Genomic DNA, 21,408 nt, shown 5'->3' with positions numbered 1-21,408 from the left:
TTGTTAAAGCAAACAATTAATAATTAGCGCAGTTACTGTGTGCAAAATGGCAGTGCAATATTTAACTAGAATACCATTTATGATTCCTTCTCAGTATACGAACTGCTATAAAAAGACTTTCAACTGAAGATAAAGTATAATAAATATTAGTACTAGGTGCTAAATAGCTAAATGAAATATGTAATTATCAACGATAGAAATGAGGGATATGATGTCTAAAGTAATTCAAAATTTAGAATCTGCATTTGAGGGCTTAACGGATGGCATGTCGATATTAGCAGGTGGATTTGGGTTATGTGGTATACCGGAGCATTCAATTGAAGCAATTCGTGCTAAGGGGACGAAGGGTTTAACAGTGGTGAGTAATAATTGTGGAGTAGATGATTTTGGTTTAGGTAGATTACTGGAAAATAAGCAAATTGATAAGATGGTTAGTTCTTATGTAGGTGAAAATAAAATCTTTGAGCAACAGTTAATTAATGGTGAATTGGATGTGGAATTAACGCCACAAGGTACATTAGCTGAGAAATTGCGTGCAGGTGGTGCTGGTATTCCAGCATTTTATACGAAGACGGGTGTCGGTACGCTTGTCGCTGAAGGTAAGGAAACGCGTGACTTTGATGGTGAAACATTTCTTATGGAGCGAGCAATAACAGGGGATTATGGCATTGTTAAGGCGAAAAAGGCGGATACTTTTGGTAATTTAGTCTTTGAGAAGACTGCGCGTAATTTTAATCCGCTATGTGCCATGGCTGCAACGACTACAGTTGTTGAGGTTGAGGAATTAGTAGAAATTGGTGAAATTAACCCAGATGAGGTACATTTGTCTGGTGTATATGTGGATTATATTTATTTAGGGAAGCATTTTGAAAAGAGAATAGAGAAACGCACTGTAAAGGAGGCTAATCATGAGTAAACAAATCCAAAGGCATAGGATTATTCAACGTGCAGCGAAAGAAATTGAAAGTAATATGGTTATTAATCTTGGTATCGGTATGCCGACATTAGTTGCCAATGAGCTTAATGATCATGTGCAGAATGTTTACTTCCAATCTGAAAATGGTTTATTAGGTATTGGACCTTATCCAACGGAGGATGAAGTAGATGCTGATTTAATCAATGCGGGTAAGGAGACGGTTACTGCTGCTAAAGGTGCATCATTCTTTGATAACGCAGAGTCCTTTGCCATGATTAGAGGTGGTCATATCGATTTGGCCATTCTAGGTGGTATGGAAGTTTCTGAGAAGGGTGATCTGGCAAATTATATGATTCCAGGGAAATTAGTCAAAGGTATGGGTGGCGCCATGGATTTAGTCGTTGGCGCAAAGAAAGTGGTTGTGATAATGGATCATATGAATAAGCATGGAGAGTCTAAAATTAAGGCACAGTGTGAGTTACCGTTAACTGGTGCGCAAGTGGTGGATACATTAATTACTGATTTGGCAGTATTTCAATTTGAACATGGAGTGATGCAGTTAATAGAACTACAAGAGGGTGCGACGTTAGAGCAAGTTGAAGCAAGTACTGACGCGTACTTTGAAAATCATTTAAAGTAGGTGTGAACAATGGTCAAAGATAAAGTGACGATAATTACGGGTGCGGCAAGTGGTATTGGTCTTGGCATTGCAAAGGTATTTCTTGAACATGGAGCAAAGGTCGTATTGGCTGATATGAATAAAGAGAAATTAACTAGTGAGGTAGAGCAGTTAATTGCATTGGGGTATGATTGTATGGCAATTCAAGTAGATGTCACAGATGAAATGGCTGTTCAACAAATGATAGACCAGACCGTAGAGCAATATGGTCGTTTGGATGTATTGTTTAATAATGCGGGCCTTCAGCATGTTGAAGCGATAGAGTCATTTCCAACAGATAAATTTAGACAAATGATTGATATTATGTTGACGGGAAGCTTTATTGGTACGAAATATGCTTTGCCAATTATGAAGGCGCAACAAAGTGGCAGAATCTTAAATATGGCTTCAATTAATGGTGTGATAGGATTTTCTGGAAAGGCAGCTTATAATAGTGCGAAACATGGCATTATTGGTTTGACGAAAGTAACAGCATTGGAAACGGCTACAGATGGTATTACTGTGAATGCGATTTGTCCTGGTTATATAGATACACCATTAGTTAGAAATCAGATGGCTGATTTAGCTAAGCATAGAGGTGTGAGTGTGGAAGCGGTACTTGAGGATGTATTATACCCATTGATTCCACAAAAGCGTTTGGTTGATATTGCTGATGTTGCGAATTATGCGTTGTTCTTATGCAGTGATGGTGGAAAAAGTGTGACAGGTCAATCTATATTAATTGATGGTGGTTATACTGCACAATAATTATTATAAATATGTGTGATTTAGAGTTGTCATGCTTTATGTTATGTTTGAAGAAATAGTATTCAGATAAGGTGTAATAAATATGAAGCGGTATGATGCGCAATTTTCAGAAATGCTTACTATATTAGTACCAGTTATTCTGGTCTTATTATCAAACTTTATAGATAAATCGTCATATCATTTAGTGTTAATGACACTATATTTAATTGTTTTAGGGTACGTAGTAATTAGAAAGTTAATTACTACGGTACAGGCTATTGATAATTATCGACATACAAGGCAACCGGTGTTTATAACGGTGAAGGCAGATTTGTGGTTGGCCTTTACTTTTTACATAATATTTATGATGTGTATTGTAGGTATAATTTATACGATTTTATTTTGGAAGTGGCCAGTAAATATTGTAGTTATAGCATGTATTGTGGGAGTGATTTTCCTGCTAATATTTATTACAAGTATCTTGGGTAAACGCTCATTTGTCTTTAGTGATAATCATGAACAGTAGGGGTGTTTTATGCTTTATATTAATGCAGAGGAACAAGAGAAATTGTTAAATATGGAAGAAGTCGTTGATGCGGTTGCACAATCATTGCGTGCTTATTCTGAAGGCAAGACGGATACGCCGTTGCGTTACGTATTACCATTTAATGAGGATAATCGCTATTTAGTAATGCCGGCATTATCAGATGAATTAAAAATAGTTGGCTTGAAAACGGTGACGGTTGCACCTAATAATTCAAAACAAGGTAAGAATACAATTGTTGGTTCGGTTATTTTATCAGACTATGAAACTGGTGAAACGTTGGCTGTTCTAGAAGGTTCTTATTTAACTAAAATTCGTACGGGTGCAATTTCTGGTGTAGCCACTCAGTATCTTGCGCGTAATGATGCATCGACTTTATGTGTTATTGGTACAGGTGACCAAGCTCAAGGACTCATTGAAGCGGTACTTGCAGTGAGAGATATTAAGCGAATTCAGTGCTTTAATCGTACATATGACAAAGCTGTGAAATTTGCTGAGATGGTACAGCAACAACATAAAGAACTAGAGGTTGAAGTATATGAACGAGTAGAGCATGCTATTGCTGGTGCTGATGTGATTGTTACTGCAACCAATGCTCAGACACCAGTGTTTGACCAAATGTTAGAGCCTGGGGTACATGTTAATGCGGTAGGCTCATTTAAACCAGACATGCAAGAGTTGCCATCTCAATTAATCGCGAACGCGGATAAGGTAGTTGTAGAAGCTGAATCTGCTGCTTTAGAAGAAACAGGCGATTTGCTTACACCTATATCAGAAGGTGAATTTACTGCTAATGATTTGCATGGCGAATTGGGACATATCGTGGCAAAACGCTTGGAAGGCAGAGTTTCAGATGACGAAATTACGGTATTTAAATCTGTAGGCGTTGCTATAGTAGATATTGTGGTTGCAAATTATTTTTATCGTAAAAAGTTAAATGCATAATAGTAATCTATCATAAGAGGTTGACCATTGGTGTGCTTTAGTTTGCGAATGCAATATTAAAAGTGTCATAACAGCGATGGGGCCTCTTTTTTTAATATATAAAAACTTTATTGTGTAACCAAATTAATGTTTAAAATTAATTTATAGCATAGTAAGATAGTGATAAGAAATATACATAATAATTAGGGGTGGCGTAATTGAATAAAATCGCAAAGTATTTAACAGTTTTTTCTTTAGCAAGTACTATGACTTTATCGACAACGGTGACTGCAGATGCAAACACTACTACAGCAACGAAACAATCGGAAGTAAAGCAACAAGCATCAACTGAGCAACAGGTTAATCTAGGTGCTGAGAATATCATGGCAGTTTCATGGTATCAAAATTCTGCTGAAGCTAAGGCTTTATATTTACAGGGGTATAACACAGCAAAGACGAATTTAGATCAAGAATTGAAAAAACATAAAAAGAATAATGGACATAAGAAATTAGCGATTGCATTAGATATTGATGAAACAGTATTGGATAATTCGCCTTATCAAGGTTATTCTGCATTACATAATAAATCATATCCAGAAGGTTGGCATGAATGGATTCAAGCAGCTAAAGCTAAACCAGTTTATGGTGCTAAAGATTTCTTGCAATATGCTGATAAAAAAGGTGTAGATATTTATTATATTTCTGATCGCGATAAGGACAAAGATTTTAAAGCAACTAAAGAAAATTTAATAGCGCAAGGATTACCACAAGCAACAGATCAACATATTATGTTAAAAGGTAAGAATGACAAAAACAAAGCAGAGCGTCGCGATAAAGTTAGAAAAAATCATAAACTAGTTATGTTATTTGGTGATAATTTATTGGACTTTGGTGATCCGCAACAACCGACACAAGCTTCACGTGAACAATTAGTAAATAAACACCAAAAAGATTTTGGTAAGAAGTATATTATTTTCCCTAATCCAATGTATGGTAGTTGGGAATCAGTGCTATATAATAATGACTTCAGTCAATCTGATGCTAAAAAGGATCAATTACGTAAGCAGTCTATCCAATATTTTGACCCTGAAACAAGTGCAATTAAGCAAGGTCAAACAACAAATAGCAATTAATAGTTGCAGGTAGAGCCACTAAAATGTGACAATAATCCAATATCATATGACTAGTAAATGGTGAATAGAAGTTAAATGCGTATAAGGGGGTTAAGAAAAATGAAATCAATATTATTAATTGGTCAATCTAATATGGCTGGACGTGGCTTTATAGATAGCGTATCTCCGATTATTGATGAGCGCATCAAAGTATTGAAAAATGGTCGTTGGCAAATGATGGCTGAACCTATTCATGGTGACAGATCTGTTGCGGGTATTGGTCCAGCAGCTTCATTTGCTAAAATGTGGGTTGATGCACATCCTGGTGAAACGCTTGGTTTAATTCCTTGTGCTGATGGAGGTACAGAGATTGATGAGTGGTCAAAGGATGGCGTGTTAACACGTCATGCATTAATGGAAACTCGCTTTGCGTTAGAAACGAGTGAATTAATCGGTATCTTATGGCATCAAGGTGAAAGTGATAGTTCTGGTGGGAAATATCGAACATACGCTTCTAAGTTACAACAATTGATTGAGGTATACCGCTCTGAATTAGCATTGCCGCAGTTACCATTTATTATAGGTGAGCTCGGAGATTATCTAGGAAAATCAGGATTTGGTTTAAGTGCTAATGAATATAGTCAAATCAATCAATGCTTAAGAGATGTGGCAAATGATGTAGAGCATTGCTATTACGTTACAGGTTCTGGATTGCAGGCTAACCCAGATGGCATTCACATTGATGCAGCATCACAACGTTTATTAGGAATGCGTTATTTTGCAGCATTTAATCAACGAACGCATATTCCTGAACCATTATTAGAGGAAGAACACGCAGACACGCTATTATATAAAACGGAATATACGAAAAATGAACAAATGTATCAGTTAGTTGAATCATTTTCAAAGAGTGAGATTAACTTTGAAACATTTGCTGCTGAAATGGCTAAATTGCAATCATAAAATAAAGGTGTCGTATGTACAGTATCGAATTGTACATATGACACCTTTTAAATATTGAAATTTAGAATAAATTGATAACTGCATTTAGTAGTAACACCATGACTAATCCACATAATCCGACTATGGATTGTACGATTGTAATAGTCTTAAAGGTTTCTCCCATGGACATCCCGAAAGATTCTTTAACTAACCAAAATCCACCATGGTTAACGTAATTAAAGAATAAAGAGCCTGATCCAATGGCAATCGTCAGCAACTCGACATTGATAGAGGAGTCGGCTTGAATTAATGGAAATAATAAATTTGTAGCTCCAACAATACCCACTGTTGCAGAACCAGTTGAAATAGAAAGCAGCGCTGCAACAATCCAGCCCATCAATAATGCAGAGAGTGAAAATTGATCAGCTAAATGTACAATTGAAGTACCTACACCAGAGTCTTCAAGTACTTGTCCGAATGCACCCCCACCTGCAATAATCAACATGATACCTGCAATTGGTTTTAAGCTGCTGCCTAATGCGTCTCTTAACTGTTGAGTGTCTTGTCCTCTAAGATAACCTAGGGTAAGCAATGCATAAAGTACACCGATGAACATTGCAATAATTGGACTGCCTAAAAATTCGAATACTTTGTATTGAAGTGATTGTTCTCTAAAACAAACACCGGCAATAGCATGTAAGAGCATCATTACAACAGGAACGAGTATAGTTGAAAAGGCAAGTGCTGTTGAGATGGGTTGACGTGTTGTAAGATTTGAGTCATTGGTATATTGTTGCAACAAATCGTTACTCGGTTTTACTGATAAACGAGGTGTAATAAATTTACCGTATAAAGGACCGGCAATGATGATGGTAGGGATGGCACAAATCATACCATAAATCATAGTCAAACCAATATTAGCACCAAATTGGTTCACAGAAATCAGTGGACCAGGGTGAGGTGGTACCATACCGTGCATCGTACATAATGCGGCAATTACAGGTACACCAATTGCTATGTATGCAGAGCCCTTTATAGTATTACTGTCTTCAAGTTTTCTAGCAATGGTAAATATGAGTGGTAAGAGCATGATGAGTCCTACTTCAAAGAACATTGGAATGCCGATGATAAATGCTGCAAGTGCCATGAGCCATGGTAAACGTTGAGGTGTCGCATTTTTTAATATAGCAGTTGCAATACGATCGCTTGCACCTGAATCAGAAAGTATCTTGCCTAACATTGCTCCGAGCGCAATGGTAACACCAGTTTCACCTAATGTTGAACCGGCCCCTGTTTCAATAGATTTAACGATTTTATCGATGTCTAATCCAGAAGTAAATCCAACAAAAATAGCAGTTAAGAGTAAAGCTAATAGTGGATGAAAGCGTAATTTGGAAGTTATTAAAAAGATTAATAATAGAATACTTACTACCGTAATGATTAATAATTGATAATCATGCGATGTCATAACAATGCCCCCTTTGTTTGAAGGTTGATGAATACAATTAATTAATTTTTTAAAGAATCAATACTATATACAACCATAAAAGATATTTTAATCCGAATATATAAATGTTTCAAGAAAACGTTTTCAAAAATTAAACATTGAAAGAAATTTTTATAAAAATAAAGTTAAAGTTTATTACTTGAATTTAGTTAAAATCGGAGTAAGATAAAAGGTGAATAATTACACTTTGGATTAGGGACTTAAAGAAGGAGTGAGTTTAAAGTTAGGTGAATCATTTCTATACTATGCCACTTTGATTTCAAGTATTGGATCTCCCGCATTGTTATAAGTTCGTTAACTTGCCACTCGTGTTGATTCGCTATCTTAAGACTTGGTGCTATGTGTTACATGTCACTTTCGCATGTAGGATATAGCTCAACATAATGACGTATCTATAATGCGAATAAAGTAGTTTTATATCTTGCCAATAGCGTAATTTTAATACGAGGAGTGTTTATTATGCGGAAAATAAATAAAATGTTATCTTCCACAGCAATCGTATCTGCATTGGTATTAGGGACGTCTACAGTATATCTAACGGCTAATGGACCTGAGATTCAAGCGAAGGCAAGTAAAGAAGCAACATGGGGTTATGGAACAAGTGGTGTGTCAGCTAAAGCAGAACTCCCATGGTATAAATATGAAGGTTATACATCATATGATGCAGATTTCACACAAGATTATAACTTTGTTAGAGCTTTAAAATATGACAACGTAACTATTAATGGTTATAAAGTAGATACAGATGCAAAGGCTGAATTTGATCATACTAAAAAACTTTATGATACATCGGTTGAATTTAATAGCGATGATGAAGTAGTTCAAATTACATTCTTTACCAAACCAGATGCTGTATCTAAAGCAACATTCAAAGATGCACACAGCTCAAATGAAATTGTAGATGAAGGAAAATTAGGTAATGGCGACGGTACATTTGTTAAATATGGAACAAATGACGGCTCATATACAGCATTCTTTGACCAAAATGATAAGTTAATGGAAATTACAATTGGACAATAAATTGAATTAAATATAAGGCTATATTGATTTGATAGGAGTAGCGAACCTCTATTGTAATTATTATAATAGGGGTTCTTTTTCATATAATGTATATCTTAAATCATTGTCTTATAATTTTTAGAGAATTATAATAAATATAATAGAACGATTTTGTATATAAATTGTATAAAAAAGGGGATAGTTATGAAACGAATTACTATTATGGTGTTAGTTGGATTGATAACGTTAGTTATAAAGGCACAAAGTGTGGATGCCAGCGAAAGTAAATCAATAAAAGATTTAGAAGCAACTTATGATACGACTATAGGTGTTTATGGGATAAATACGCAAGATGGTAAACAAATTGAGCATCGTGCGAATGAACGTTTTGCTTTTGCTTCGACTTACAAGGCTATTGCAAGTGGCATATTATTGAATCAACTTTCACCACAAGATTTGAATCAAAAGGTAACAATTAATAAATCAGATATTGTTACATACTCACCGGTTACAGAAAAATATATTGGTAAGACGATGACGCTTAGACAACTCATTGAAGCGTCGATGTTGAAAAGTGATAACACTGCAAATAATAAAGTAATTCAAGCAATAGGTGGTGTGAATGCATTTAAATCAGAATTACGTCAGCTAGGTGATTGTGTATCAGAACCGCAAAGGTTAGAGCCGGATTTGAATAATTATGATCCTAAGAAAATTGCTGATACGACAACACCGCGTGCTGCAGCTACGACACTTAATTACATTTTAACGCATTCTAATATGCATAAGGGCAATTTACAGTTCTTAAAAGAGCTAATGATTAAAAATGAAACAGGAGATAGCTTAATCAAAGCAGGTGCTGCTAAAGATGATATCGTTGGTGATAAGAGCGGACAAGGTATTACTTATGCAACGCGTAATGACTTAGCATTTATTTATCCAAAGGGGCAATCAAAACCAATTATATTAGCGATTTATACCAAGCAAAGTGATAAAAATGCGAAACCTAACGATGAAGTTATAGCAAAGACAGCTGAAATTGCGATTAAGTATTTGAAGCATTAAATTATTGTGAATCGTTCTTTAGTATAGATGGATTGAAGATGTGAGTATACTTCAATTCATCTCAATTTTAGAATATAGAATGAAAGTAAATTGGAATGAGATTAAGGAAGTGCGATATGGAAATTAAGCAGATGAAATACTTTGTTGAGGTAGTGAAACATGGTGGAATGACGCAAGCATCAGAACATTTATTTATTGCGCAGTCTACGATTAGTAAAAATATTAAGAGCTTGGAAAGCGAATTTAATATTCAATTATTTGATCGAACGAAAAAGCATATTGTCTTAACAGATGTGGGAGCCATTTTTTACGAAAAATGCATAGAGGCCTTGGCGGTCATAGACGATTTATCTTTACAAATGGGGGATGTTACCAATCTTGAACGCGGTCATATTCGAATTGGTATATCCGCTATTATGAATGTCAGATTATTTACAGAGAGTTTAAACAGATTCCATCAACAATTTCCAAATGTGACTTATGAGGTCATTGAAGGTGGGGGAAAGGCAGTTGAATTCTATTTAAATAATGATGATATTGATGTTGGTATTACAACCTTACCTGTAGATAATGATATTTATCATGCTGTACCTTTATATAAAGAGAAACTGTTGCTCGTTGTTGATAAACAATCCCCCTTTGCTACAGAAACTGTCGTGCATTTGGGTGATTTAAAACGAGAAAGCTTTATTATGTTCCACGATGATTATTATTTGAAAGATCAAATAATAGAGAGCTGTCGAAAGGTTGGCTTTCATCCCAAAACGGTAGCCAAAATGTCTCAAATTACCTTTATTGAAAATATGATACGTGATGGCATAGGAGTAAGTATTTTACCAGAAAGTATAGTTAATGTCCTAAGTAATGAAGTGGTTGGAATTGAGTTGGATGAGGCTGACGTTGCATGGAATTTAGGTATTGTATGGAAAAAAGACAGTTATATGAACTATGTTACAAATGAATGGATTAAGTTTATTTCAAATATTCAATAAACCATAAGAGGTAATAATGTGCTTAACAAGGTATACACACACTAGATGAGTCACTACTGTTATACTGGAAAATATAATGATGAATGGATTGCTTTGTACAAGTAGGTAGAGATAGCGCAAGATAACAAACGAATATGACACGTATAGAATGAGAAAAAGCGTGCCATTTTGTCTTAAGTATTCCTTTGAGGAATGGTTTGTATTCCAACTATGTATTTTAATCATGGTTCAACAGGTTATATAATAAGGGTGTAGAGGGTTGTGAGTAATGATAATTTATTCACGATGATTCATCAATAAGTCAGTTTCAAACTATTCAAAAGTTGATACACCTAAGTATTACGATGACTTATGTTAATTAGTCAGAACTCATAACTTAATTATGCTATGTTAAGCATCGCATTTTCGAAGGTATGATTTATAAAATGTAAGCGTAATCATTAGTATGGTGCTAAGTGAATGAGATTACGTGAGTCGAAGTATTTTGAGCCGTTACGTTCGATTGTTGTATCGTACCTTTGTTTCAATGTGTTGTTGTTAAGACATTAGTATTTAGCGATTCGTTGAAATAATGAAACTATTCTGACCCTCTAGATAACTATCTCTCTCAAGTAAAACGCCTAAAGTTACATCTGTCCAATGTACTTTAGGCGTTTTATTATTTGTATATGAATGTTACATATTATTTTGAAGTTCTGGATGTAAGTCATAGGATGCTTCTGTGTCTTCGCCGTTAATAATTTTGTTTAGTATTGCAACGATTTGTTCTGCGATTTGTGATGTTGGTACACCAATTGCGTTTACTGGATAATCTAATTTTTTTATTTGTGGAATGTTATCATATGAGTAAATAATAGGTTGCTGTGTTTCATCTAAAGCATTAATGGTGCCCACTGTTATATCATAACTACCACAAATTACGCCTGGCGCTAAGCTGTTTGTCTGTAGAAATTTCTTGATAGAAGTTTCTGTTTCAATGGAATTTAATCCTTTGGAATTGATAAGGCGATAGTCAATATTGTGCGCAGTGCAATATGTTTCAATGGCACGCTTTTTGGTGATTTGACGCACATCATTGGTGTCCGTATCACCGATATAATCAATGGATTCAATGCCCTTTTCTTGTAATGCTTGAATAGCCATAACCATTGCTTCTGCGTGATTGACATTAATAATTGGGTAAGGTGTATTTCTATCCGCACCATAAGCGACGACTGAAATATTATGATAAATCTCAGGTGGTAGATTAGTATGTTCACCTTCATCAAAGATAACGATACCATCGCATCCAAATTCAACAAACTTTTTGGACGCAGTAGAGACATCATCTATAGATACAAACATTGCATAACCATAAGATTTGATAGCGTGATTAATTTCAGAAATGAGGTGCGTTACAGCTATTCTGTCAACAGAAGGCCATATTAAACCAATTGTGCCACTCTTTTTTGAGACTAACGATCTGGCAGATTGGTTGGCTATGTAATTCATTTCAAGTGCTTTTTGTTGTATCATTTGCTTTGTTTTTGGCTTTACTAAATGTGAATTTTTCAATGCTTTACTTACTGTAGAATAACTGACGCCACAGGCTTCGGCGACATCTTTTAAAGTTACAGCCATAGAACGTCTCCTTGAAAGTATTTGATTTAAGATAGAATTAATTATAACATAGAGGTAAGCGTTACAATATTTTTTTGAACAAAAATAACAACGTTGTTATTTTTAAGTAAAGGATAAATTTCTCTGATAAGGGGCTGTAATTATGAATTCCGTCGAAATTTTAAAGGCAATAAATAAAGGTAAGCACATCGCTGTTATGCGAACGAATGAACCCAATACATTTATAGAAATCGCACAGACAATTATCGATAATGGATTAACGATTATAGAGGTCACATTAACAACGCCTCAAGCATTAAATATTATTAGTAAGTTATCTGAAAGAGATGATGCATTGATAGGTGCTGGAACAGTCCTTGATAGTGTGTCGGCTCGAAATGCCATATTAAATGGTGCCAAATTTATAGTCAGTCCTTCATTTGATGTGGAAACTGCAAAAGTAGCAAACCTTTACGATGTCCCTTATATTCCAGGCTGTATGACAGTGAAGGAAATGGTAGAGTCTTTAAAGTATGGCTGTAAATTATTGAAACTATTCCCGGCAACGCAATTTTCACCAAAGTCAATTAATGATTTTAAAGGGCCGTTACCACAAATAGAAATTGTACCAACTGGAGGTATCGGTAAAGCCAATCATAAAGCGTGGTTAAATGCTGGTAGCTTTGCTGTAGGCATTGGTAGTGAAATAACGAAAGTATATCAAGAGCAAGGTAGAGCAGCACTGGAACAATATATTGTTGATTTAAAAAGTGAGGTGTAATGAATGACTATCTATGGTTTAGGAGAGGTCATGTTACGGTATACGCCACCCGATTATAGTTTACTGAAAAATGCACATACATTTGATGTGCAAGTTGGAGGTGCTGAATTAAATACACTCATATCATTGTCAAGCTTTGATCATAATACCGAAATGATTACAGTGTTGCCTGAGCATGAATTAGCAAAAATTCCATTACAGAAAATGGCACAGACAAAGATCGGCACGCGCAATATTAAATATCGTGAAGGGCGCTTAGGTACTTATTACTTAGAAGAAAGTTTTGGTTTTCGTAGTAGCAAGGTTATTTACGATAGGCAACATTCAACATTTGCAGAATTTGAAGCAACATTGTTTGATATAGAACAAATGCAAGCTGGAGATTATTTTGTGATAACAGGTATTACTTTAGCAGTGAATTCAATGTTACGTAATAATATTATTTCATTGTTAACGCAGATCAAAGCACGTGGTGCACACATTGTATTTGATATTAATTATCGAAGTAATCTTTGGGATAAGGAAGTGGCAAAGGCAACTGTTGAATCGATACTCCCATTAGTTGATGTGTTGCTCTTTGGCAAGATGGATGCTACACATTTATTAAATTTAAATTCAGAAATTGATAGCATGGAAACATGCGCGCGAACAATTCAGGATCACTATCATATTCCAATGCTCGCTTCTAGTAATAGAGATATTGCGGCCAGTACTTTACAAGGGGTTATATTGCAAGGGGATACGTTTATAACAGGCGAGATATATCCTTACCAAGTATTAAATCGTATTGGTGCAGGTGATGCATTTATGTCAGGTATCATACACGGATTAATTGAGCAATATCCGATAGAAGATACACTGGATTTTGCTACAAAATGCGCCGTATTACAGCACACGACAAAGGAAGATGCATTGTCATGCCAAGTGGATGAAGTGCTCAATTTAGCACAATATGCAGGTTCGTTAAAACGTTAGTTAGAACTATGAAAAATTTTTAACAATATTTGTAAGCGGATACAGATAATTTTGTAACTGTAATCCTTGTTGTAAAGGTGACTTATTACAAATAGTTTGTAATGTACGATACAGAAAAGAGGTTAAAGTATGACATTAATTCATGACAATTTTTTATTGAACAACAAGACAGCGATTAAACTTTATCAGAAAGTAAAAGATTTACCAATTTATGACTTTCATTGCCATTTAGATCCTAAAGAAATATATGAAAATAATAAATATGAAACAATTACACAATTATGGTTGTCTGGAGATCACTATAAATGGCGCTTAATGCGTGCATTTGGTATTGATGAAGCCTATATCACAGGTGACGCAGATGATTTTGAAAAATTCCAAGCATTTATGGAGATGTTACCGTATGCTGCTATGAATCCGATGTATCACTGGTGTGCATTAGAACTCAACCGATACTTTAATGAGGACACTGATTTAGATAAGGTGAATATTAAAAAATTATATAAGACTTTAAATAAAAAATTAGCTAAATCAACACACACGCCTCAATCATTAATTAAAGCAAGCCAAGTTTCTGTGGTGTGTACAACAGATGATCCATGTGATGATTTAAAATATCATAAATTATTAAGTCAAGATGACAATGTAACATTTAAAGTATGTCCTACATTTAGACCAGATAGTTATGTGCTGTTAAATGAGCAGTCGTTCGAAGAGAAAGTAGAAAAACTAGATGCAGTTACTGATGGGACAATCACTGATTTAAATTCATATATTAATGCCTTGAAAGCACGTGTATATTATTTTGATCGCCAAGGAGCTAAAAGTTCGGATCAAAGCTTTGAAAAGGTGCCATTAATGACAGCAACAACTGAAGAAGCACAAGCCATTTATAACCAGTTAGTAGCAGGTCATGCTGTTTCTGAAACAGAACAGTACGAATTAGCAGGATATATTTTAACTGAAATTAGTAAAGTTTATCATTCTCTCGGATGGGTCGTACAATTCCACTTAGGTCCAATCAGAAATAATAATACGAAAATGCTAAACATTGCAGGCACAGATAGTGGATTTGATAGTGTGGGTAACCAGCTCAATGCAAAGACATTAAATGCAATGTTGAATCACTTAGAATTAAATGATGCATTATCTGATACGATTATTTATCCGAATAATGGTAATGATCATTTAATGGTACAAGCGACTGCAGGTAACTTTAGTAACAGTGCGCATAAAGTACAACTTGGAGCAGCATGGTGGTTTAATGATACAAAAGAAGGTATGGAACGTCACCTAGTAGACTACGCAACTGTTGGCTTATTATCTAAATTTGTCGGTATGTTAACAGACTCTAGAAGTATGATTTCATATACAAGACATGAATACTTTAGAAGAATTCTTTGTAACTTTATTGGTGAAAAGATAGAACGTGGTGAAATTGCATTATCTAATACAACGATTGAACAAATGTTAAAGGATATTTGTTATAACAATGCAGTTAAATTATTCAAAATAGAAGGAATTAAGGAGGTATAATGATGAAACTTTCATTTCGTTGGTATGGACAGGATGACCCTGTAACGTTGGATAATATTAGACAAATTCCCAATATGAAACATATTGTTTCTGCTATATATGATGTACCAGTTGGTGAAATTTGGGAGAAAGAACGTATTCAACAACTTAAAAACACAATTACCGAAGCAGGACTTAACTTTGAAGTGGTTGAAAGTTTACCAGTTAGTGAAGATATCAAGTTAGGAACTGAGAAACGTGATGCATTGATTGAAAATTATAAAACATCACTGAAAAATTTAGCTGAGTGTGGCATTAAGACAGTTACCTATAACTTTATGCCTGTATTTGATTGGACTAGATCACAATTAGACTATCAACTTGAGGATGGTTCTAATACGCTAATATATGATCACAAGCAAATTAAGGATATTGATCCGTTAACGACCGATTTAAACTTACCTGGTTGGGATGAAAGTTATACACGTGACGAAATGAATAAACTCATTTTGAAATATCGTGAAATGTCAGAGGATCAATTGTGGGATAATCTGCAATATTTCTTAGATGCTGTGCTTCCTACGGCTATAGAGCATGATGTAAACCTGGCTATTCATCCAGACGATCCACCTTGGTCTATTTTTGGTATACCTCGAATTATTAAAAATAAGGACAGTTACTTAAGATTAACTAAGATTAATTCAGCTTCAAATAACGGCATTTGTTTCTGTACAGGTTCGTTAGGTTCCTTAGCTGAAAATAACTTACCCGAGCTGATTAAAGAATTTGGCAAACATATCCATTTTGTACATATGCGTAATGTGAAAAGATTAGATGCGCAGTCATTTGTCGAAACGGGTCATTTGTCTGAAACAGGTTCTGTAGATATGAAGGCTGTAACACAAGCGTTGTTGGCTATTAACTATAAGGGAACAATCCGCCCTGATCATGGTCGTATGATATGGGGTGAAACTGGTAAAGCAGGTTATGGTCTGTTTGATAGAGCGCTTGGTGCAACATATATTAATGGTTTAATCGAAGGGGTGAGTGATTAATGGATGCTCAATTTAAAGGTGTAAATGTCATTATTACAGGTGCCACTGGTGTAATTGGTAGTACGTTTGTTAAAGGATTGGTTGCCAAAGGTGCGAATGTCGGTTTATTAGGTCGCTCAGAAGAAAAAATTACTGCATTGCAGAATGAATTAGGTGAAGCTAAAGCACAAACAGTGGATTTAGTAGCCGATGTATTAGATAAAGTAGAATTAGAACGAGCAAAACAAAGATTTAATGAAACATTTGGTACGATTGATATTCTGATTAATGGTGCAGGTGGCAATCATCCGAACGCAACTACCAGTGATGAATTTTATGATGCTCAAGGAACTAACACATTCTTTGATTTAACAGAACCTGGTGTTGATGCAGTATTTAAATTGAATTATGTTGGAACGTTTCTGCCATCACAAGTGTTTGCGCAAGATATTGTAACCTCAAAGCAAGGTTCGATTATTAATATTTCATCGATGAATGCTTTTACACCACTGACAAAGATTCCAGCATATAGTGGAGCTAAGGCGGCAGTGAGTAATTTCACTGAATGGTTAAGCACTTATTTCTCAGGTAAGGTTCGAGTTAATGCGATCGCTCCTGGATTCTTTGAAACCAATCAAAACAAAGGGCTATTAAGGAATGGCGATGGTTCCTATTCTGATAGAGCAAACAAAATATTATCTCAAACGCCAATGAATCGATTTGGTGAACCAGAAGAAATTCTAGGTACATTATATTGGTTGATGGATTATAACGCGAGTAGCTTTGTGACAGGAATCGTCGTACCTGTTGATGGAGGATTTAATTCGTATTCTGGCGTTTAATCCACAGTATTTGTACAGTATAATTGCAGTAAGTTAAAGTTTGAAACATTAAAAACCCACGATAAAGTCTGTTAAAGCACATGTACCAATCAATATTGGATTGTAGTCCAATGGTTATAGTACATACTTAACAATGGCTTAGTCGTGGGTTTTATTACTGGCTCTAATTATGATGTTTCAACTGTTATTAACATCGTTCAAATGTGTCTATGACATAGGCATTTATCACACATTTTCGACGATTTAATTCTTTTTCACAATAGGAATCCACATTTCTCCGTATACTAGATCCTCATTATTTCCTTTGATAACAGCAGTGTTTGGTCCGCCTACATAGGAAATATCAGAATTTGAAGGTAACACTTCACCAAAAGCGCGCCCAGTTAGTAAATCACTGAGTTCCTTTTCACTTTGAGCTTCTCCTTCAACGACTAGATACTCACTTGACGGAAATTCAATTTGACGCGTTGCTTCAGGAAGTGTCTCATTAGTCATTACGCCAACATAATGCATCATTTTACTATTTACTGCCTCATTAACGATAAAAAGATAATCATTTGTAGCTATAGATTTTAATTTATCTATAATACCTTTGTTAACCATATCATTCCAAAAGGCAGTCTTTTCATTATTAATACCAGCATAATCTGTATAATCACTTTTTAATTCTGTTCCAACACCTAACACTGTAAAATTTTCTTTTGTTTCAATTGAATAGTTTGTCATCATAAGTTCCTCCTTTAATATAAGTCATACCCATTTATCTTTTGCTAAATTTATATTAACATTTAATCATGTCAAAAAATGACTATGTTTAGGAGGTAACATGAAAAAAGTTGAACGTATAAATACAATGATGCGTTATATGAATAATAGATCATTTTTCACAATTACTGAAATAATGAAGGAATTCGACATTTCAAGGTCGACTGCCTTTCGAGATATAAAGGAAATAGAAAGTATGGGTATGCCACTCATATCAGAAGTAGGGCGAAGCGGTGGGTTCATCGTAATGAATAATTCAATGTTGCCACCTATTCAATTTACAGATGATGAGGTAAAAGCATTATTTATTGCTTTTATGGCATCGCGCAACCAACAGTTGCCATTTTTGGAAAGTAGACAATCAATAGCGGAAAAATTATTAGGTTTGATACCTGAGCATCAACAAGAAGTGCTTGTTTCATTAAACGATTTTCTTATTTTTGAGAGAACCAATGTACAGAATCCTGACTTATTGGAGTTATCGGATATTGCACATCCATTATTAGAGCAGCTGATACAAATATATTTATATAGTCAATTTATAAAAATTACGGTAATTAGTAATGGCGCAGAACAAAGTTATCCAGTATTTGTTCTACATTTATATAGAGAAAAGCATTTATGGATGGTAGAGGGGTTTGACTTAAACAATAAAGTGTTAATGGTATTTGCACTTGATAAAGTCACACATGTAGAAGCCTTTCAACCTTCAGCAAAATGGACGAAACCAAAAATATTAAAAATGATTGCACGCGCGCAACCAGAAACGAATGTTGAAATCATATTAGGTCCCGAAGGCATTGCACAATATCAAAAATATCATCCAATTAAGGTGTCAATTGCTTATATGGATCCCTTTCAAACAACAGGCGTCTTAAAAATGTCAGTCAATCTTCAAGATGATAAGACCTTAGATGAATTGGTAAACTGGATTTTATTTTTAGGACAAGATATAACCATAGTGGATTTGCCTGAACAAATAGCAAAAAAATTACGAAATAGAAGTCAATTGTATAATTAATATTATATAAATTGAACAACTGAACTATTTTCTTTAGACTGAAATTATCAACTTCAATTAAATATTTTATTATTTTATTGAAAATAAAAATTATTTAATACATAATGTAAGGGATTGATTAAGATAGATAGAGAAAATAGGTGAATTAGCGTGAGAGAATTCTTTAAATATTACAAACCTTATAAAGGATTGTTTTTCTTAGATTTTAGTTCTGCAATTTTTGTAGGATTATTAGAATTAATTTTTCCATTAATAACAAGTGTTTATATAGATAAATTATTACCAACAAATCATTGGAATTTAATTGTTTTGTTCGGATTGTTATTATTATTTGTTTTTGCAGTTGAAGCAGTACTCAAATTTATCGTCACATATTGGGGTCATAAATTAGGAACCAATATTGAACGAGATATGCGTAATGATTTATATGGGCATATTCAAAAATTGAATTTCAAATACTTTGATAATCAAAAGTCAGGCAAGTTAATTGGTAGATTAACTAATGATTTGATGGATATTGGTGAGGCGGCACATCATGGACCCGAGGATGTCTTTTTATCAATAATGACACTTATAGGTGCCTTTGTCATCATGCTAACTATTGATGTGAAATTAGCATTGATAACATTCTGTGTGGTGCCGATTGTCTTTGTGTTAGCTATTTTCTTTAGCCAAAAAATGTCACGCGCTTTTAAAAAATTATTCGCTAATGTATCTCGATTTAATGAGTTGATAGCCGATAATGTAGGTGGTATTCGTTTGGTTCAAGCATTTACTAATGAACGTTACGAGAATGATAAATTTCGTAATATTAACGATAACTTTAGAGCGACTAAGTTAAAGGCTTATAACTATATGTCTTGGAACATTACGATTAGTCATATTGCACAAAAAATTACCTTAATTGTTGTATTAATTGTCGGTAGTTACTTTGTGTTACATGGAGACTTATCTTATGGTGGTATCGTTGCATTTATTATGATTACAAATGTACTATTTAAGCCACTCGAACAAATCAATATGATTATTGAACTCTTTCCTAAGGCTATTGCTGGATTTAAGAATTTTAGAGAAATATTATTAGTTGATCCTGAAATTAAGGATGAACCAAATGCGGTAGAAATGCCCAAGGCGCTTCGAGAGATTGAATATCAAGATGTGACCTTTGGTTATGGAGAAGATAAGATTCTAAATGGACTAAATTTAAAGGTACAACATGGTGAGAAAATTGCACTCGTTGGACCTAGTGGTAGCGGTAAGACCACTATTAGTGCACTATTGCCAAGATTTTATGAGGTGGATAGTGGGGCTATCATGATTGATGGTGAAAATATAAAAAATATACAACTGCGTTCACTTCGTTCAGAAATTGGTGTTGTACAACAAGACGTCTTTTTATTTTCCGGCACATTACGAGAAAATATTATTTACGGTAATTTAGATACAAGTGAAGAATTGTTGTTTAAAGCAATTAGACAGGCACAGCTAGAAGAATTTGTAATGAGTTTACCTGAAGGATTAAGTACGATGGTAGGAGAAAGAGGTACTAAATTATCCGGTGGACAGAAGCAACGTATCGCGATTGCACGTATGTTCTTAAAGGATCCATCAATCATTATATTAGATGAAGCCACTAGCGCACTTGATATTGAGACTGAAAACAAAATTCAAGCTGCCTTTAAAAAATTGTCTGAAAATCGTACATCACTCATCATTGCACACCGTTTATCAACAATTAAGGATGTAGATCGCATTGTCTTTGTAAAGGATGGGCAAATATTAGAAGAAGGTAGTCATGAGGTATTGATGCAACATGATGGTCCTTATAAACAGCTTTATTTATCCCAATTTCATGAGATAGATACCTTTTAAATTTAAAACGCAATATATTGAAGTAACTAAACAAGTGTTTGTCTCGTTACGCTATTTACGTATTGGCTACGCAAGCGTGACGAATAGGCGACTAATCATACGGAAAAAACCCCTCACTACTCGTAATAGTGAGGGGATTGGTGTATCTATGCTAGTCCCTTGTTAAATGACTTATAACATTATAGTCGGTAGGAATGCAAAAAGATCACTTTCAAAAAATCTTTACGAGGAACACGAATATTTATTTAATGTTGAAATATGAATGATAGTACATACATGAAATTAATCAACTTTATTTTTGTAAGTTTAGATTGGATTTGCTATTAAAATGATATTTTTAACATAATCCAACTTATCGGAAGTGCATACGCTTCAAAAGATACAGATGGTATAATAATGGGGTCGCCTATCTCTCAGGCGTCAATTTAGACGCAGAGAGGAGGTGCATATCAGATGGTCGAAGCTCTTGTTCACATCACGACCACAGTCATCAGTGGTTGTATTGTTGCGTTATTTACGCATTGGCTACGTACACGTAACAATAAGAAAAAATAGGCGATATTAGCCAGCACCTAAAAAATCCCCTCACTATTGCGAG

General features: G+C 34.6%; 21 protein-coding genes. 18 read left to right on the top strand and 3 right to left on the bottom strand.

Annotated features, from left to right (window positions below; genetic code table 11):
• Positions 1-211 precede the first annotated feature (211 nt).
• The 7 genes from ACY191_RS13415 (at position 212) to ACY191_RS13385 (ending at position 5,864) form a co-directional block, all read left to right on the top strand.
• A complete protein-coding gene (locus ACY191_RS13415) occupies positions 212-916 on the top strand; it encodes a CoA transferase subunit A (RefSeq protein WP_042737986.1) in 705 nt (234 codons plus the stop codon).
• The gene (locus ACY191_RS13410; protein ID WP_229366931.1) at positions 909-1,556 is read left to right on the top strand and encodes a 3-oxoacid CoA-transferase subunit B; all 648 of its coding nucleotides are present in this window, start codon (positions 909-911) and stop codon (positions 1,554-1,556) included. The genes ACY191_RS13415 and ACY191_RS13410 overlap by 8 nt, the downstream gene beginning before the upstream one ends.
• A 9-nt stretch (positions 1,557-1,565) precedes the next feature.
• Positions 1,566-2,342 (top strand): 3-hydroxybutyrate dehydrogenase, encoded by a 777-nt coding sequence (locus ACY191_RS13405; RefSeq protein WP_229366932.1) that lies wholly within the window; start codon positions 1,566-1,568, stop codon positions 2,340-2,342.
• Between the two features lie 82 nt (positions 2,343-2,424).
• Positions 2,425-2,847 carry a hypothetical protein gene (locus tag ACY191_RS13400; protein WP_229366933.1) on the top strand — a complete coding sequence of 141 codons (423 nt, stop codon included), beginning with the start codon at positions 2,425-2,427 and terminating at the stop codon, positions 2,845-2,847.
• Positions 2,848-2,856: 9 nt separating this feature from the next.
• Positions 2,857-3,810, top strand: coding sequence for an ornithine cyclodeaminase family protein (locus ACY191_RS13395; RefSeq protein ID WP_229366934.1), 954 nt, complete (start codon positions 2,857-2,859; stop codon positions 3,808-3,810).
• Positions 3,811-4,007: 197 nt separating this feature from the next.
• Entirely contained in the window at positions 4,008-4,922 is a 915-nt protein-coding gene (locus tag ACY191_RS13390) for a 5'-nucleotidase, lipoprotein e(P4) family (protein ID WP_229366935.1), read from the top strand.
• A gap of 99 nt (positions 4,923-5,021) precedes the next feature.
• Positions 5,022-5,864: a sialate O-acetylesterase gene (locus ACY191_RS13385; protein WP_107641967.1), complete on the top strand. Its 843-nt coding sequence runs from the start codon at positions 5,022-5,024 to the stop codon at positions 5,862-5,864.
• 61 nt (positions 5,865-5,925) lie between these two features.
• Here ACY191_RS13385 and ACY191_RS13380 read toward each other — a convergent pair whose 3' ends face one another.
• Positions 5,926-7,311: a GntT/GntP/DsdX family permease gene (locus tag ACY191_RS13380; RefSeq protein WP_229366936.1), complete on the bottom strand. Its 1,386-nt coding sequence runs from the start codon at positions 7,309-7,311 to the stop codon at positions 5,926-5,928.
• A gap of 498 nt (positions 7,312-7,809) precedes the next feature.
• On the opposite strand from ACY191_RS13380, the gene isaB reads away from it, so the two are divergent.
• The 3 genes from isaB (at position 7,810) to cidR (ending at position 10,406) form a co-directional block, all read left to right on the top strand.
• A complete protein-coding gene (gene isaB, locus ACY191_RS13375) occupies positions 7,810-8,370 on the top strand; it encodes an immunodominant staphylococcal antigen IsaB family protein (protein ID WP_042737994.1) in 561 nt (186 codons plus the stop codon).
• 183 nt (positions 8,371-8,553) lie between these two features.
• Positions 8,554-9,414, top strand: a complete 861-nt coding sequence (gene bla, locus ACY191_RS13370; RefSeq protein WP_042737995.1) for a class A beta-lactamase — start codon at positions 8,554-8,556, stop codon at positions 9,412-9,414.
• Positions 9,415-9,530: 116 nt separating this feature from the next.
• Entirely contained in the window at positions 9,531-10,406 is an 876-nt protein-coding gene (cidR, locus tag ACY191_RS13365; protein WP_042737996.1) for a cidABC operon transcriptional activator CidR, read from the top strand.
• 675 nt (positions 10,407-11,081) lie between these two features.
• On the opposite strand, the gene ACY191_RS13360 is transcribed toward cidR, so the two are convergent.
• Positions 11,082-12,026 (bottom strand): LacI family DNA-binding transcriptional regulator, encoded by a 945-nt coding sequence (locus tag ACY191_RS13360; protein ID WP_229366937.1) that lies wholly within the window; start codon positions 12,024-12,026, stop codon positions 11,082-11,084.
• A 142-nt stretch (positions 12,027-12,168) separates the two neighbouring features.
• Between ACY191_RS13360 and eda the strand changes: the two genes are divergently transcribed.
• The 5 genes from eda (at position 12,169) to ACY191_RS13335 (ending at position 17,152) form a co-directional block, all read left to right on the top strand.
• The gene (eda, locus tag ACY191_RS13355) at positions 12,169-12,786 is read left to right on the top strand and encodes a bifunctional 4-hydroxy-2-oxoglutarate aldolase/2-dehydro-3-deoxy-phosphogluconate aldolase (RefSeq protein WP_042737998.1); all 618 of its coding nucleotides are present in this window, start codon (positions 12,169-12,171) and stop codon (positions 12,784-12,786) included.
• A gap of 3 nt (positions 12,787-12,789) precedes the next feature.
• Positions 12,790-13,761, top strand: a complete 972-nt coding sequence (locus ACY191_RS13350) for a sugar kinase (protein ID WP_042737999.1) — start codon at positions 12,790-12,792, stop codon at positions 13,759-13,761.
• Positions 13,762-13,890: 129 nt separating this feature from the next.
• Positions 13,891-15,297, top strand: coding sequence for a glucuronate isomerase (gene uxaC / locus ACY191_RS13345; protein WP_229366938.1), 1,407 nt, complete (start codon positions 13,891-13,893; stop codon positions 15,295-15,297).
• Between the two features lie 2 nt (positions 15,298-15,299).
• Positions 15,300-16,331, top strand: a complete 1,032-nt coding sequence (locus tag ACY191_RS13340; protein ID WP_229366939.1) for a mannonate dehydratase — start codon at positions 15,300-15,302, stop codon at positions 16,329-16,331.
• Positions 16,331-17,152 carry an SDR family oxidoreductase gene (locus ACY191_RS13335; protein WP_229366940.1) on the top strand — a complete coding sequence of 274 codons (822 nt, stop codon included), beginning with the start codon at positions 16,331-16,333 and terminating at the stop codon, positions 17,150-17,152. The genes ACY191_RS13340 and ACY191_RS13335 overlap by 1 nt, the downstream gene beginning before the upstream one ends.
• Before the next feature lie 243 nt (positions 17,153-17,395).
• Here the strand turns inward: ACY191_RS13335 and ACY191_RS13330 are convergent, their stop codons facing one another.
• A complete protein-coding gene (locus ACY191_RS13330; protein WP_229366941.1) occupies positions 17,396-17,878 on the bottom strand; it encodes a GyrI-like domain-containing protein in 483 nt (160 codons plus the stop codon).
• A 100-nt stretch (positions 17,879-17,978) separates the two neighbouring features.
• Between ACY191_RS13330 and ACY191_RS13325 the strand changes: the two genes are divergently transcribed.
• The 3 genes from ACY191_RS13325 to ACY191_RS13315 all read left to right on the top strand — a co-directional run bounded on the left by ACY191_RS13325 (position 17,979) and on the right by ACY191_RS13315 (position 21,365).
• A complete protein-coding gene (locus ACY191_RS13325) occupies positions 17,979-18,938 on the top strand; it encodes a helix-turn-helix transcriptional regulator (RefSeq protein WP_229366942.1) in 960 nt (319 codons plus the stop codon).
• A gap of 150 nt (positions 18,939-19,088) precedes the next feature.
• Positions 19,089-20,810 carry an ABC transporter ATP-binding protein gene (locus ACY191_RS13320; protein WP_229366943.1) on the top strand — a complete coding sequence of 574 codons (1,722 nt, stop codon included), beginning with the start codon at positions 19,089-19,091 and terminating at the stop codon, positions 20,808-20,810.
• Between the two features lie 453 nt (positions 20,811-21,263).
• Positions 21,264-21,365 carry a type I toxin-antitoxin system Fst family toxin gene (locus ACY191_RS13315; protein WP_000228874.1) on the top strand — a complete coding sequence of 34 codons (102 nt, stop codon included), beginning with the start codon at positions 21,264-21,266 and terminating at the stop codon, positions 21,363-21,365.
• Positions 21,366-21,408 lie beyond the last annotated feature (43 nt).

The sequence above is a fragment of the Staphylococcus sp. TCBT05 genome (assembly GCF_055179755.1).
The sequence above is the reverse complement of the archived record's forward strand: the minus strand, read 5'-3'. Positions and strand labels throughout refer to the sequence as shown.